The organism is Variovorax gracilis (genome assembly GCF_030317115.1).
Taxonomy (GTDB): domain Bacteria; phylum Pseudomonadota; class Gammaproteobacteria; order Burkholderiales; family Burkholderiaceae_C; genus Variovorax; species Variovorax gracilis.
Window position 1 is genome coordinate 83,487 of sequence record NZ_JASZYF010000005.1, and the last position, 15,331, is coordinate 98,817.

14 protein-coding genes are annotated in these 15,331 nt (G+C 66.0%); 1 reads left to right on the forward strand and 13 read right to left on the reverse strand.

The window, feature by feature from the left end:
• Positions 1–334 precede the first annotated feature (334 nt).
• From QTH97_RS12145 to QTH97_RS12205, 13 genes are all read right to left on the reverse strand, one after another.
• A complete protein-coding gene (locus QTH97_RS12145; protein WP_286568403.1) occupies positions 335–1,132 on the reverse strand; it encodes a hypothetical protein in 798 nt (265 codons plus the stop codon).
• Between the two features lie 184 nt (positions 1,133–1,316).
• Positions 1,317–2,381 carry a lipocalin-like domain-containing protein gene (locus tag QTH97_RS12150; protein ID WP_286568404.1) on the reverse strand — a complete coding sequence of 355 codons (1,065 nt, stop codon included), beginning with the start codon at positions 2,379–2,381 and terminating at the stop codon, positions 1,317–1,319.
• Positions 2,382–2,610: 229 nt separating this feature from the next.
• Entirely contained in the window at positions 2,611–3,321 is a 711-nt protein-coding gene (locus QTH97_RS12155) for a GntR family transcriptional regulator (RefSeq protein ID WP_286568405.1), read from the reverse strand.
• 25 nt (positions 3,322–3,346) lie between these two features.
• Positions 3,347–4,102 carry an aspartate/glutamate racemase family protein gene (locus QTH97_RS12160; RefSeq protein WP_286568406.1) on the reverse strand — a complete coding sequence of 252 codons (756 nt, stop codon included), beginning with the start codon at positions 4,100–4,102 and terminating at the stop codon, positions 3,347–3,349.
• Positions 4,099–5,535: a dihydropyrimidinase gene (hydA, locus tag QTH97_RS12165; RefSeq protein ID WP_286568407.1), complete on the reverse strand. Its 1,437-nt coding sequence runs from the start codon at positions 5,533–5,535 to the stop codon at positions 4,099–4,101. The genes QTH97_RS12160 and hydA overlap by 4 nt, the downstream gene beginning before the upstream one ends.
• Entirely contained in the window at positions 5,532–6,251 is a 720-nt protein-coding gene (locus tag QTH97_RS12170) for a maleate cis-trans isomerase family protein (protein WP_286568408.1), read from the reverse strand. The genes hydA and QTH97_RS12170 overlap by 4 nt, the downstream gene beginning before the upstream one ends.
• Positions 6,252–6,273: 22 nt before the next feature.
• Positions 6,274–7,599 (reverse strand): MFS transporter, encoded by a 1,326-nt coding sequence (locus QTH97_RS12175; RefSeq protein WP_444813425.1) that lies wholly within the window; start codon positions 7,597–7,599, stop codon positions 6,274–6,276.
• A 265-nt stretch (positions 7,600–7,864) separates the two neighbouring features.
• Positions 7,865–8,659 (reverse strand): 2-keto-4-pentenoate hydratase, encoded by a 795-nt coding sequence (locus QTH97_RS12180; RefSeq protein WP_286568409.1) that lies wholly within the window; start codon positions 8,657–8,659, stop codon positions 7,865–7,867.
• Entirely contained in the window at positions 8,635–10,008 is a 1,374-nt protein-coding gene (locus QTH97_RS12185; RefSeq protein ID WP_286568410.1) for an amidase, read from the reverse strand. Before QTH97_RS12185 ends, QTH97_RS12180 begins: the two co-directional genes overlap by 25 nt.
• Before the next feature lie 6 nt (positions 10,009–10,014).
• Positions 10,015–11,055 carry a TRAP transporter substrate-binding protein gene (locus QTH97_RS12190; protein ID WP_286568411.1) on the reverse strand — a complete coding sequence of 347 codons (1,041 nt, stop codon included), beginning with the start codon at positions 11,053–11,055 and terminating at the stop codon, positions 10,015–10,017.
• A gap of 39 nt (positions 11,056–11,094) precedes the next feature.
• A complete protein-coding gene (locus tag QTH97_RS12195; RefSeq protein ID WP_286568412.1) occupies positions 11,095–12,402 on the reverse strand; it encodes a TRAP transporter large permease in 1,308 nt (435 codons plus the stop codon).
• Entirely contained in the window at positions 12,399–13,043 is a 645-nt protein-coding gene (locus QTH97_RS12200) for a TRAP transporter small permease subunit (protein WP_286568413.1), read from the reverse strand. Before QTH97_RS12200 ends, QTH97_RS12195 begins: the two co-directional genes overlap by 4 nt.
• 147 nt (positions 13,044–13,190) lie before the next feature.
• Positions 13,191–14,018, reverse strand: coding sequence for an IclR family transcriptional regulator (locus QTH97_RS12205; RefSeq protein WP_286568414.1), 828 nt, complete (start codon positions 14,016–14,018; stop codon positions 13,191–13,193).
• A 508-nt stretch (positions 14,019–14,526) separates the two neighbouring features.
• Here QTH97_RS12205 and QTH97_RS12210 point away from each other — a divergent pair.
• Entirely contained in the window at positions 14,527–15,273 is a 747-nt protein-coding gene (locus QTH97_RS12210) for a YfaZ family protein (protein WP_286568415.1), read from the forward strand.
• Positions 15,274–15,331: the final 58 nt, after the last annotated feature.

Sequence of the window (15,331 nt, forward strand, 5' to 3'; positions counted from 1 at the left end):
CGTCTCCTGTCTGTTCGACCGGTCTTGCGCCGGTGCGCGAATCGCGGCGGCTGCCCGGATGGGGTTGCGACGCAGGGCGACCGGCTGCCGTGGCACCGGACACGAGCGAAGGTTCGCCGTCAGTACACAGGGAGACTTCCTGCTGCGGTGTCGAGTGCCGGCCACACGTCCGTGTCGCCGCTTCGGGAGACTAGCGCTCCATCAGCGCGCCAGAAATCGTGGCGCGCACGTGCTCGAAGGCCGTGTTCGCCCATGCCAGCCGTAGGTGCTGCCACGTACTACCAGACTCCGCTTGACTTTCGCGCAAGCGCGGCGCGAAGCGGTCGCGCGGAGCTCACTTGAAAAGCGACGAGGTCAGCTGGCTCGCGGCGTGACCCGGCGGCAGATGGCGCAAGGTGATCACGGTCCAGCGAACCTCCTGCTCCTCTTCGCCCAACTGGATGAGCTGGAGTGCGCGCAGTCCTCGAAGCAGTTTGCGGACTTTGTCGTCGTCCTCACCTGCTGGCGTGCTCCGTGGACCGGCCTCCCGAAAGCTGTGAAGCGCGGACTCCCGCGCCGAGCCGCGCCGGCCCGCACCTGTCTTGAAGTAGAGCTGGATCAGCAAACGCGAGTGTTCGCCCGTGAGTCGCCCTTTCTTCGGTCCGAGCACGGTAGCCAGCGCGGCAGTGAACGGCAGCAGGACCGCTTCCGAGCGCTTCGGCGTGGCGCGAAGGGCTTCGAGCAGCGTTCCGACGAGCGCCCAACTGGGCAAGCGCTCCTGCCGCGGCTCGCGGTCGCTCGTGACATCCAGGGCCGCCATGCGGACCGCCGCGACGAGGTTCCCCGTCAGGTAGTCGGCCACGCCCAGGACCGAAGGCCAGACGTAGATCTCGTTGCAGAACTCCACGATCTCGCTCAAGCGCTCCCGGCCGGTCGCGAGCGCCTCCAGGACCGCACGAAATACCAGCTGCTCGTTCTCCGTCGGCTCGGGCTGCCAGGTCCGGGACAGGACGCTCTCGACGGTGGGCGCCAGGTCGTCCAGCACACCGCGCCGGAGCACCCACAGCGTTCGTTTGCCGCTGGAAGGCAGGAATGTGTCCGGGTGAAAGGCGTTCCAGAGATCGACCTGGATCGACGGGGGCAACTCGCTCATCGCCGAGTCAAAGGCCGCTTGGCATGAAGCCACCAGCCCGACGTATTCGGGGACAGTCAGGCGGCGCTCGCCTCGCAAGAAGGCGTGCTCGGGAGCAGGCACTCCGCTGGCCATTCTTCAGTTTCCGGGTGATGCAAGGTCCTACAGTTTCGCACCGGAAACATAAAATTGGGAACTTTTGTTTTCACTTGCTCTTCGCCTGCCGCACACCACTCAAGCGGTCATAGCCGCTCAGCTCCAGAAAGCCCTGTCCCTCCATGCTGCCGGTCGCTTTCACCGCGCCCTCCCAATAGACATTTCCGCTCGTCGCGCTGGAGTCGAATTCGCTGTCGGCCAGGAAGGGCTTGATGTTCAGGACGCCCGAAGGAAGCCTGATCTTCCATTCGACAACATAGGGGATGCCCGTCTTCGGGCTTGTCCAGGTGTTGCCGGGCACGAGTTCGACTTCGCCTGGCTTGAGCGGTACGGCCCCCTTGGCGTTCGAGAGCGTACCGGCGGTCATGACGCGCCGGCGGTCCATGTCGAACAGCTCGTAGAGCATCAGGTCCGAGCCGTCCGCGAGGTGCAGCGCGAACCAGTTCCAGCCCAGCGTGAGCACGTCGAATTCGCCCCATTGGTGGTCGAACCAGATGTCTCCATTCACCTGCAGCGTCTTCCCCCCGACGGCGATGCTGCCTTGCGTGGGGAGGCGCGGGCGCGAGTAGTAGTAGCTGATGCCGCTCTTGCCGAAATCCAGGATGCCCGGCGTCTCGGAGCCTGGAGCGGCATGCGCGACGGCCATGCCTGTCGCACCCAGGTCCAGCGCGATGGAAGCGCTGTCGAAGGACGCGCGCAGCACATGGGACGACGGCGATGCGGTGGCCTGCCATTTCTCCTGCCGGAAGTCGTAGCCGTTGGCGATCTTGGTCGAGGGAATCCCGGCGGTGCGGGTCTGGCTGACGAAGCGCTTGCCCGATTGAAGGTCGGCCAAGGCCGCGTGCATGACGGTGTGCTTGACCAGCCCGTTGGCCACGAAGACGACCATGTGAAACGCGTAGCGCTCGCCCGTCTGCGTACCGAGGATGCCGTTGTAGTACCACCATTCCATCGCCGACCCATGGGGGCCGTCGTCGGCGGGCAGGTTGAGCGGCGGGAGCGCAGCCGTTCGCTCCGATGACTTGATGGCCGGCGCTGCGGCGGGCGCCGTCGGCCGCTCGGACGACGCCTCGTAGTACAGGGCCGCCCCGATGCCCACCGCGACGACGACCACGGTAGCGAAGAAGATCGCCAGACTTTTTCGTGCCCGAGCCCGGCGAGAGCGCGAACTCCCGAAGGCGGAACGCCTTTGGCCCTTTCGAGCGGGGTCTTCAGCATTCATCTTCGGGAGTCCTTTCGTCCTGAGGCCTGCACACGATGGGCGGCCATCTTAGCGGCGAGTCAGGGCAGCCGGCGTGCTGGAATCTACCTGGGAGGCGCCACCAGGCTCCGCCCTGCTTCCCCTAGTCTCCGAGAATGCTCTCGAGATCAGCCTCGTCGCTTCCCGCGTCGAGCTTGAGGCTTTCCTGGATGTGATCCAGGTGATGAAGCATGAGCGTCTCGGCCCGCTTGGCGTCGCCCCGCTTGATCGCGTCGACGATCTCTTCATGCTCGTCCGCACGGCAGCTGGTCGCCGTGGGCGCGTCGTACAGCGAGATGATCAGGCAGGTCAGCGTCGAGAGCTCGCGCATGGTTCGCGCCAGCGCCGAATTGCCGGCCAGCTCGGCCAGCAGCAAATGGAACTCGCCGGAGAGGCGCACCACGGCGCGCGCATCGCTGCGCTGACGCGCATCGGCCTCGAGTTCGAGATGCCGGCGCAAACGCTGCATCTTGAAATCATCGATCGTGCCGATCAGCCTGCGCAGCACGCCGGGCTCGATCAGGCGGCGCGCCTCGAAGACGTCGCGCGCCTGCTCGATGGTCGGCTTGGCGACGTGCGCCCCGCGCTGCGGAACCAGTTCGACGATCTGTTCGTGGGCCAGGCGGGCCAGCACCTCGCGCACCTTGGCACGGCTGGTGCCGAAGATGGTGGCAAGGCGGTCTTCGCCGAGCTTGGTCCCCGGCGCCAGCCGGTGTTCGAGGATCGCTGTGGAGATCTTCTCGGCGATGGCATCGACGCTCTGCTCGCGGCCCGTGCCGATCGCTTCCTGGGGGGAACTTAGTTTCTTTGGCATGCGCTTCGATCTTAGCGACGGCGCTTCACCTCTGCATGCGGTCGCGCGCGAGCAGCCGTGCGATGCCCTCGGGCAGGCCGTGGTTCGGCTTGACCGGCGGCGGCGCAAAGCTGCCCTGCCGGGCCGGCAGCGTTCCAAGCGACACCAGCGTCTGCGCATGGCACACGGCGCTCGACACGCCATCGACCACGGGCACGGGGATGCGGTCCCGGATGGATCGCGCCAATCCCGCCAGTGGAGCGCCGGCAATGATGATGACATCCGCACCGTCGTCCCGGACGGCCGACAGGCACAGCGCTTCCAGGCGGGTGGTGTGATCCTCCTGCACGCGACCTATGTCCTTCAGCGGATTGTCCAGGTTGCGGATGCTGGCCAACCGGTCGCTCAGCCCGTTGGCCGCGACGCATTCGCGATACCAGGCGGTGATGCGGTGCGAGATCGCCACGATGGAGAAACGCTTGCCGAGCAGGCAGGCGCTCATCAGCGCCGCTTCCGTGAGTCCGACCACAGGGATGTCCAGCACTTCGCGCAGCCCATCGATGCCAGGATCGCCGAAAGCCGCCACCACGATGGCGTCGTGCTCGTCGCAATGCTCGGCTGCAAGCGTTGCGGTCGCGTACGCGCCGATGAGCGACTCGAACCGCGTCTCGATGTACGCGACGCCGAACGGCGCCGTGAGCACGCTCACCTGCGTGCCCGGCGCGGCGGCGCGGCGGGCCTCGGCCTCGATGAGGTCGGAAACACTCTGGGACGTGTTGGGATTGATCAGCAGGATCTTCATGGCGTGCCTCGCTGTCTCGCTGCGGGCAGCAGCGTGGGCCGGCCGCGACGCAGGAATTCTCCGCGGCCGGCGCGCGGATGGAATGTCTGGCCGTCCCATACGACTTCGCCGCGAGCGATCGTCAATGCCGGCCATGCCTTCACATCGATGCCCTCGTAGGGCGTGTAGTCCACGGCGTGGTGCAGGTCGGCGTTGCGCACCTGCCGCGGAGTCGCTCCCCAGACCACCAGATCGGCGTCAGCGCCGATGGCGATGGTCCCCTTGCGCGGATGCAATCCATAGGCCTTGGCAGGGTTGGTCGACGTGAGTTCGACAAAGCGGTTGATCGTGATGCGCCCGTCGAGCACGCCGTGCGAGAACAGCAACGGCAGGCGCGTCTCGATACCGGGAATCCCGTTCGGGATGTGGCGGAACTCAACCTCCTTGCCACCGGGCTTCTTGCCTTCGGGCGCGTCGTAGCGAAACGGCGCATGGTCGGACGAGAAGATCGTGAAAAGGCCGTCGGCCAGTCCGTTCCAGATGACTTGCTGGTTGTCCTTGTTGCGTGGCGGCGGGCTGCACACGCAGCGAGCGCCACCGTAGCTGTCGTCGATGCCAAGGTCCTCCGCCGTCAGGAACAGGTACTGCGGACAGGTCTCCGCAAACACGTGCAAGCCATGCGAGCGCGCCCAGCGAATCTGCTCGACGGCCTCCTTGCCCGACACGTGCACGATCATGATCGGCACGTCGACCAGTTCCGAGAGCGCAATGGCGCGATGCGTTGCCTCGCGCTCGACCAGCATCGGCCGCGAATGCGCGTGAAAGCGCGGCGCCGTGCGCCCGCTGGCTTCCAGCCGCCGGGTCAGCCACTCGATGCAGTCGGCGTTCTCGGCATGGATCATTGCCATCGCATCATGGCTGCGCGCGACGTCGAGCACGTCCAGGATCTGGCCATCGTTGAGCTTGAGGTCGTCGTAGGTCATGTAGATCTTGAACGACGTGTAGCCCTCGGCGATCAGTTGGGGCAACTCATGCTTCAGCACCTCCTCGGTGGGGTCGCTGACGATCAGGTGGAAGGCATGGTCCACGTGGGCGCGTCCTTCGGCGCGCTCGTGATAGTCGCGCACCGCGGCGCGCAGCGACTGGCCCTTCTGCTGCGCGGCAAAGGGGATCACCGTGGTCGTGCCGCCGCACGCGGCCGCCCGCGTGCCCGTATCGAAGTCGTCCGCCATGCGCACGGGCGCCTCCATGGGCTGGTCGAGGTGACAGTGGGCATCGACGCCGCCCGGCGTGACGAAGGCGCCGGCGGCGTCGATCTCGCGACGACCCGGGGGCAGGCCCATGCCCAGTTGCACGATCCGGCCGCCGGTGATGCCGATGTCGGCATCGAAGGTATCGCTCGCCGTGGCCACGCGCGCATTGCGCACGACAAGGTCGAAGGCACTCGTGCTCATGCGAACAGCCCTCCCCAGCCCTGGACCTTGCGCGGGTCGGCACCGGTGATCTTCAGCGCCTTCCAGACCACGGTCGCCACCGAGTCGTAGATCGGGATGCCGAGCTCGCGCTCCATCTCGTCGACCAGCGGGGCGCCATGGAGGTTCGTGCACATCACCGTGATCGCATCGGGCTTCTCCTGCGCAACCTCGCGGATCATCGTGCGCAAGGTATCGGCGGCGACTTCGGCGAACGAGAAGTTCACCGTCAGGTCGAGGTGGCGTTCCGCGACGCACTCCACGTCGAGCGCCGCATAGTTGGCGACGATGCGGCGCTGCACGTCCTCTATGTAGGGCGATACCAGGCCCAGCGTGCGAGCGCCCTGCGCGGCGAGCAGCTCATTGAGCGCCAGCACCGACGTGGTCGCCGGAATGCCGGTGGCTTCGGTGATACGGGCGCACAGCGCGCGGTCGCGCTCGAAGCCCAGCCAGCTCGCGGAAGTGCCGCTCCAGCAGATCACGTCGACTTTCGCATCGGCCAGCAGACGTGCGGCGTCGAGGATGGTGCGCTCGTCGAACTGGTTCTGCGACTTGTCACCCATCGAGATCTCGGTCACCCGAAACCGCGAGAAGTGCGCGGAGACGCCCGGCACGCCGGCGACCATCGCGCTGGTCAGCGGCTCGAGCGCCGTGTTGGAGGATGGCGTCAACACGCCGATGCGGTGGGGCTGGGACATTTCGCGAAACCTGGAAAGTGGACTAGACGGGCAGCTTCTTGCTGTAGTCGATCAACAGCGTGGAGCAGATGAACAAGCCTGCGCCTGCCGCGGCGAAGAGCATCAGGGCCATGAAGTAGGAACCGGTGGCCTGCACGATCAGGCCGACCACGATCGGCACGCCGATGCCCGCGACATTACCGCCCAGGTTCATCGTGCCGCCAAGAAAGCCGACATGCACCCTACGGCCGAGGATCGACGGCACGCACCAGAAGAGGCCGCACCAGCGCAGGAAGAACAGCGTGATCGACAGGAGCACGACCACGGCGACGGGGCTCGTGATCTGCGACACCATGTAGATCGCGATCGTCGCGATGACCGACGAAACGCCGAACAGCGTGCGCAGCACCTTCGAGGTCGACGCTCCCGCGGCCTTCCACTTGTCGGCCAGCCAGCCGCCGAACATCTCGCCGACAAAGCCGGCGAAGAACATGCAGAACACCGCGCCGCCCATCTGCTTGATGTCGAAGCCATGCACCTTGGAGAGGTAGTTGGGCATCCAGGTGAGCAGGCCGTAGAAGAGCGCGTTGAAGCACATCCAGCCGAAGAACATGCCCCAGACCGAACGGAAGCGCAGGAAGTCGAGCAGGCGGCCGCTGGACCCTTGCGGTTCGCTGGCGGCGTCCTCCGCGTGGCTGGCTTCGATATATTTCGCCTCGGCCTCGTTCACGCCGGGATGCTCGCGCGGATGGTTGCGGATGTAGCTCCAGGCAAACAGGCCGGCGATCACGGTGCCCACACCGGCGATGACAAAGGCCATGCGCCACGAACCGAGCAAGGCGATGAGCCCGGAGATCAGGATCGCGCCCAGCGCGGCGCCGAGCGGCGCGCCGCCGTCGAGCAGGGTCGCGCCGCGGCCGCGTTCGTTCTGTGTCATCCAGATGCCGTTGAGCTTGCCGCCGGCCGGATAGATCGGCGCTTCCGCCGCACCCAGACCCAGGCGCGTCAGCAGCAACGGGATCCAGCCGGTGCAGAACGCCGCGATGGCCTGGAAGAAGCCCCAGCCCAGCGTCGCGCCCGCAATGACCACGCGCGGGCCGAAACGGTCGGCCAGCATGCCGCCCGGAATCTGCATGAGCGCATAGGTCCAGAAGAAGGAGCTGAGCAGGAGGCCCTGCACGGCCGGCCCGATGTCGAACTCCTTCGCGATCAGCGGCATGGCCACGGACAGCGACGCCCGGTCGATGTAATTGATCGAGATGAGGAACAACATCATCAGGAAGATCTTCCAGCGGACCTTGGTCGGCTGGAGCGTGGTATCGGGCGCTGCGGCGGTCGCTGTCGCGCCGGCCGTCATGGTGGTTTGCATCGATTGGTCTCCTTGCGGTGGCACCGGGCGCCAACCGCAGGGACGGACCCGGCGTGTCGGCGAACTTGTCAGTCTCGGAGCGGGCTGGGCTGGCCAGCATCCCACCGAGACTGTCAGGGCGAATTTAGATTCTGTCGAAATTCATGTCAACAACTATGTTGACAATAACGTCGACGTTAGTGAAAACACCTAAGACCCCACTGCCGCAAGGCAAGAATGACTTCAGCAGCCCCATCGATTTTCCCGTGGACCGGCTTCCAGATGCTCAGAAGAACACGCTCAGAGGGGCAAGACCCGAGACCTTCACGTGCACCGGCGTCCCTTGCGAGGCGAACAGCATTCCGGTGCACGAGCCGGTCGTGATGATCTGGCCGGCCTGGAGGCTCGCACCGCGCGCCACGCAATGGTTGGCCAGCCACGCCAGCAGTCCGCCGACATCGGGGTGCGTGTTCTCGCCGATGGTGTGCGCGACAACCTGATCACCGAAGCGCATCACGACTTCGGTTCTTTGCAGATCGAACCAGGCGGCATTGAAAGGCGCGGCCTCGCCAAGCACCAGCCCGCCATGGCACAGCAGATCGGCGAGGAGCGCCGCCGGGTCCGCATCGAGCCAATCGGCCAGGCGGGATTCGGCCACCTCGATCACCGGCAGGACGGATGCGATCGCCAGGGCCACCTCGTCGCGCGTGTAAGGCGATGGGCGTGGCGGCAGGTCGGACCCGAGCCGGAATGCGACTTCCGCTTCGGTGCCGCGCAGGTGCCACGCCGTGCCTTGGAGCGCCGACCCGCCGGACACCAGCCCTGCAGCCGGCAGCGGTGCGCAGATCGGCTCCCGCGATGGGGCGGTGGCGCCGACCTTCCACCCGCCAATCGGCCCGATCGCAGCAAGCGTCGCATCCTGGATCGCGTAGGCCTCGTCGCGGCTGCGCACATGGAGCAGCGCCGATGGGACGCGCCGTCCGTCGCGCCGGGCGCGACTCAAGGCCAACGCAGCAGCCTGGGGCATATCCCCGGCCGCCACCGGGGCCGAAGCCGTCAGGGCTCGGGAAAGCGCTGCCATGGATGGGCTTGCTCGATCGAGCGGGCCAGCGCGAGCAGCGCGTCGTCCGCGCCTTCACGCGCAACCAGTTGCATGCCGACCGGCATTCCGCCTGCGAAACCGCAGGGCACGGCGATGGCAGGCAGGCCCACGGCGTTGGCGAAACCCGCGAACACCGCATGGCCCCGCGGGCCCACCTCGCGTCCCGCGATGCGCGACGGGTGCGTTTCGTTGGCCGGCCATGGAAGCGCGGCCGCCGCCGGCGTCAACAGGAAGTCGTAACGGTCGAACAGGGGCGACAGCCGGATGCGCAGTCGCTCCGCCTCGAACAGCAGGTCGAACAAGTCCGCCGCGGATGCCGTCCGGCCGGTTTCGGCATTGGCTTGCATCACGGGGCCGAAAAGCGCCGGATCGAAGGGCCGGCCCGACAACTCCTGCGGATGCGCGACGAGCCACGCCAGCCCCACCTGCGCAAGCAGCGACCAGCGTTCATTGACTGCCTCGGCCATGTCGAAGTCCTTTGCCGTCGTGACCTCGTGCCCCATCTCGACCAGCTTGCGCGAGGCCGTCTCGGTCAGCGCCGCGATCTGCGGATCGACCGGGTGATCGCCGAAGCGCGGGATGAAAAGGATGCGCGCGCGCGGCGCACTCCCCTCCTCCACCGGCCCACGCCCGATCACACGCATGACCGCCGCCACGTCGGCCACGCTGCGCGCAATCGGCCCAGCCACTTCGAAGTCGAGAAAGATGGGCGGCAGCCCGTCGCCGCGCGGCACGCGTCCGCGCGAAGGCTTGAAGCCGACCAGATTGGTGTGCGATGCAGGCCTGCGGATCGAACCACCACCATCGGTGCCCAGCGCAATCGGGCATCCGCCCGCGGCCACCAGTGCCACTGCCCCTCCCGACGAGCCGCCCGGCGTGAGCGCCGGATTCCACGGATTGCCGGTGGCGCCGAACACCGGGTTGCCGGTGTAGCCCTGCATCGTGAACTCGGGCACGTTGGTCTTGCCGAAGATCACCGCGCCGGCATCGCGCAGTTTCGCCACCGGGGACTCGTCGCGCCCGGCCACGAAGCCGGCCAGCGCACGACTGCCCCATCGGGTCGGCAGGCCGCGCACCTGCAGGTTGTCCTTGATCGTGACCGGCACGCCGTCAAGCGCACCGAGCGCACGCCCTTCTCGCCACCGCAGACTGCTCTGCTCCGCAGCATGCGCGGCGCCTTCCGCGTCGAGCGCGACCAGCGCGTTCAGCCGGGGGTTGACGGCTTCGCTACGCGCCAGGCACGCGCGCAGCGCGTCGCTCGGCGTGAACGCGGCGTTGCGAAAACCTGCGGCGAGTTCCGTCGCGGTGAGTTGCCAGAGCGCTTGCATCTCGTGCTACTTGAGGCCGACCACCGGGCCGACAACCTGCTTCCATGTTGCCGAGCACTTGTCATAGGACTTGTCGCACAACTCGCTCCACGTCGGGAAGGACACGGTCGTCAGCGCGTCGCGAATCATCTGCTCGTCGGCCGCCTTGACGGGGACGTCCTTCATCGCGAACTTCTTGACTGTCTTGCAGGGTTCCTTGCCGACGTTGCAGCGCGACGCATCGTCGAACAGCTCCTTCGAGTAGCCCCACACCTCGGTCTCGAACTTCCTGAACGCAGCCGTCAACTTCGCCTGCTGGTCGGGCGTCATCGCATTCCATTTCGACAGGTTGATCGCATAGGCATTCAACGCGATCTGGAAGCCGATCGGCATGAAATGCGTCGTCACTTCGGGCCAGCCCGCGGAGTTGGCCGAACTGGGGCCAGTGATGGCGCAATCGGTCACACCGCGCTCCAGCGCCTGCTGCGTCTCGCCGAAGGGAATCGTCACCGGAATGCCGCCGAGCTTCTCGATGAACTTGGCGAGCGACTGGTCGTACACGCGTACCTTGCGCCCCTTCAGGTCCGCCAGGCCGTTGATCTGCACCTTGCAGAACACGACCTGCGGCCCGAAGGGATAGATGCCGAGCAGCTTGCCTCCATGGCGCTCCTGCAGACGCTTGTCGAAGGCGTCCCGGTATGCATCGACGACCTTGCGCGCCACTTCGTAGTCGGTCGACAGGCCCACGATGTCGGGCCCGAGGAAGAACGGCTCGTCGCGCGACACCTGGGCCAGGCGCAGCGTGACCACGTCGAATAGGCCCGACTTCAACACGCGCAGGCCATCCGCATCCTTGACACCCAGCACGTCCATGGGCTTGTAGTCGGCATCGATGGGAAGGCCGGTGTTCTTCGCGAAGTTCTCGAAGAAGGGCTGCTCCTTGTTCTGCTGGATGAGGCCGGTGGCAACCAGGTTGCCCGCAACGCGCAGCCTGGCGTTGTCCGCAAGAGCCGGCAAGGCCAGCGAGAGGGTCGCTGCAAGCAGCGGGAGAACGAACTTCAGTTTCATGCCTGACTCCTTCAAAAGAAAGCCGGAAAAAGCACGCCCTCACTTGCCGAACATCAGGTTGGGCAGATAGGTGGCGATGGAGGGGTTGTGGATCAGGATCGCGGTCATCACGATCATTGCGGCGAAGAAGGGCAAGGTGCCCTGGAACACGTCGTTGATGGAACCCTCGCCGCGCACGCCCTGGATCACGTAGAGCGTCATGCCGATGGGTGGGCTGATCAGCGAGATCTCGCACATCAGCACCATGAACACGCCGAAGAAGACCGGGTCGATGCCCGCGGCCTGGATGATGGGGAACACCACCGGCAGCGTGCCGACCAGCATCGGCATCGTCTCGAGCGCGATGCCGAGCACGAGATACAGCACTGCGAGCATCCACAGCAGCATGACCGGCGACACATCGGCCGACTTGATGAGGCTGGCCAGGGCCTGCGGCACGCCGAGCATCGACAGCACGAAGTTCAGGTAAAGCGCTGCCACCAGGATCAACGCGGTCATCGCGGTGAGCCGCATGGTCGAGCGGAAGCACTCGTGCAGCATGGGGATGTTCAACTTGCCGTAGCCCGCGGCGATGGGCAAGCAGACGATCACGCCCAGCGCGGCGCTTTCAGTGACGGTGGCCCAGCCGGTGTAGATGCCGCCCATCACCACCGCGAACACGGCCAAGGGGCCCAGCAGGTGCACGGAGTGGCGCAGCTTCTCCATCAATGCCGTGCTGCCCTCGCGCGCGCCGGCGACCGAAGGCCGCCAGACGCAGATCGCCAGGATGGTGAGGAGGAACAGCACCGTCATGATCGCGCCAGGCAGGATGCCGGCCATGTACAGCCGCGCCGCCGAGGTGTTCGTCATCGAGCCGTAGATGATGAAAGCCACGCCCGGCGGAATCAGGTTGCCCAGGCTGGCGCCGGCCGCGATCGTGCCGAGCACCATGCGCTGGTCGTACTTGCGGTTCTTGAAGGCCGGCAACGCCACCGTCGAGATCGTTGCCGCAGTCGCCACCGACGATCCCGACACGGCAGAGAACAGGGCCGATGCACCGATGTTCGTGTGCAGAAGCCCACCCGGCATGCGATTGAGCCACTGGCCGAGCGACTGGTACATCTTGTCGGTCGCGCCACCGCGCATCAGGATCTCGCCGAGCAGGATGTACAGCGGGATGGACAGCAGCAGGTAGTCCTCGCCCGCCGCCCACAACTGCTCGCCCACGGCGTTGATGGCCGGCATGCCGAAATGCATCATGGCGCCGAGCAGGCCGACCACCAGCATCGTCGTCGCGACGTGGAAGCCGATGAACATCAGGCCCAGCATGATCGCCAGACCGACGAGGATTTCGAAGGGTCCGATCATGATGCGGCTCCGGTGGCGGGCATGGGGGTCGTGGGCGACGTCGCCGCCGGCGTCTTGAGCTGGACTTCGGTTTCGGCCTCGATCTCTTCCTCGATCGTCTGCGGACCGAAGCGCTCGTTGAGCTCCTGCGTGCGGCCGCCGAAGAACAGGCGCAGCGCATCCAGCGCGGCCCAGGCCGCGACCAGCGCGAACATCAGGTAGCCGCCGAGCCAGATCGATTGGGGAATCCACATCGGCGTGGCCAGCGGCGTGGCGGCCGTGCTTCGCAGCTCGATGCTCTCGACCACCACGTTGCAGCCGCGCCAGAGGCAAAGCACTGCGAGCGCCGCCAGGCTCACCATGGCCAGCATGTTCAATGTCGCGCGCGTCCTGACCGAGAAGCGCGACAGCAGGAAGTCCACTCGCGTGTGGCTGCGCGTGATGAGCGTGTAGGCGAAGCCGAAAGCACCGACGATGCCGTAGGTGTACGAGCCGATCTCGTCGATGCCTTGCAGGCTGAACGAGAACACCTTGCGGCCGAGCATCTCGACGCAGGTCATGACCGACAGCGCGATCAGCCACCAGCCGCAGGCGATCACGGTCCAGTCGCAAACCCGCGTCAGCGCTCGGCTCACGCCATGCTGTGGGAGCAATGTTTTCATGGTTATGTTTGCCAGGAGATGCGGTTGAAGTGCAGGTCATTGGAGCCTGCAAGTGCCGCGGGTTGCGGACTATTCCGCTGCGCGGGACAGTCGCGGAAAGTGCTTACGAATCAAGCACTTGGCGCTATCCGCCCGTGGAAGAACGCCTCAGCGCACGCGGCCGCCGTAAGCGGCGGTGATCTCGTCGGCAGCGGCGCGCACCACCGCGCCGAGTTGCGCGAAGTCGGCGCTCCTGATGCGTTGCGTCGGCCCCACGAGCGAGATCGCGCCGAAGGGCTGGCCATGCTCGTCGCGGATCGCCGCGGCTATGCACCGCAGGCCCACCGCGTTCTGCTCGTCGTCGATCGCATGGCCCGCACGGCGAACTTCGCCGAGCGTTTCGTGCAGTCGCGATGCACGTGCGATCGTGTTGTTGGTGAGCTTCGGAAGGCCATAGGTGCGCAGGTACTGCAGCACGTCTTCCTCCGCCATGGCCGCCAGGATCGACTGCCCCATCGCGGTGCCGTGCAGCGGTGCACGAAAGCCGGGCTTGCCGATCGCGCGCATCGTTTCGCGGCTTTCGACTTGCGTCACGAAGACGATGTCGCCGAGATCGGCGATGCCTAGATTGATGCTCTCGCCGGTGCTGTCGCGCAGCCTGCGCATCACCGGCAGCGCGAGGTGCGCGATGCGGCGACGTCGCGCGAACGCGGCACCGACCGAAAAGCACCGCACGCCGACATACCAGAGGCTGGTTTCGCGATCGAACTGGACGAACTGCCGCTGTTCCAGCGTCGTGAGGAGACGGTGCGCCGTGGAGGACGACAGCCCGCTGTGCGCCGCGATGTCGACCAGGCGATAGCCTTCGTCATCCTCGGCAAGGAGTTCGAGCAACTGCATGGCGCGCGTGAGCGACTGCACCGTGCTGTCGCTGTCACGGTCGATTCGAGTGATTTGGGTGGACTTGCTGGGCGTGCGCGTCGAACTGGCTGTCATGGCGTGCCTTCTGCAATATGCGCGCCACCGGCCTGGCCGTATGGAGCGCGCTGCGGAGGTAGATGGTCCGTGACAAGTCGCGTGTCAATCAGAGTGTTTACACCGATGTCAACATAAATTCCGCCGATCGAGCAATGAGACATGAGGCGGATCGGAAAAGTCATCTTGCTGCCTTGGTATGCAATTTGGATGCCCGGTTGCGCCCGGCGACGCTGCAGCGGGAGATCGGTGTTCTTGTCCCCGCGCCCCGTGGACAGACTTGTGGACAACCGCCTGCACAACGCAAGGGATCGACTCCAGACTTGGCTTCCAACGCGGTGCCTCGAAAACAGGCAGCCCGCCCATTCCGGGCGATGAGGCACAACTCCACCTATGTGGGCGTACGTGGTTCCACTTACACCCACGTACGCCGTCACGTGGCAGCACATGAAGTCGCCTCGATTGCCGTGGATCGCGGTCGCTCCTAGGATCGGCGTGCCTGTCTGCAGTCGCAACGAGGGAAACGAAAATGTCCACTATCGCCAGGTTCTGCGGTCTTGCATGCACCATCGTCGCCTTGCCGGCTTGGGCCCAATCCTCGGATCTGGGGCCCGCCTGGGACTTCGAGGTGACCCCGTATTTCTGGGCGACAGCCGTCCGCGCGGATGTCGATACCCGCTTCATCGGGACGCAGCGGCTCCATGTGCCCTTCTCGGACCTCGCCTCCGCGCTCGACTTCGGCGCCATGGGCGCCATCGAGGCGCGCAAGGGACGGTGGGGCGGGCTGATGGATGTCCAGTACGTGAAGCTGGGGACCAGCAAGACCCCTTTCTTCGCCCCGTTGACGAACCTCGACATCGATTACGAGCAGCAGATCTGGACGATGGTGGGCTTCTACCGTGTCATGGAAGGGCCGGCGCTGGTCGACGTGGTGGGCGGCGCCCGCTACCTCTACACGAAGACGGAAGCGAGCCTCACCAGCATCTTCGCGCCCATCGGCCCCCACCATGAGAGGAGCCAGGGCTGGTGGGACGGCGTCGTCGGCGCGCGCGTGCTGTATCCGATCGACGGGAAGTGGTCGCTACTGGCCTACGCCGATGTCGGCGCCGGCGGCTCCGACCTGAGCTGGCAGGCGCTCGCCGGCGCGAGCTACCGCTTCTCCGAGAAGACGACGGTGAAGTTCGGCTACCGCTACTTCAGTTTCGACCGCGACGACGCGCCGGTGACCAAGGCGAGCCTGGGCGGGCCCTACGTAGGCGTGGGCTTCAAGTTCTGACATTGCTCGGTCCCAGGCGGCCGCGTCGAAACCTTTTGTGGCACTTGAAACCTGGGGA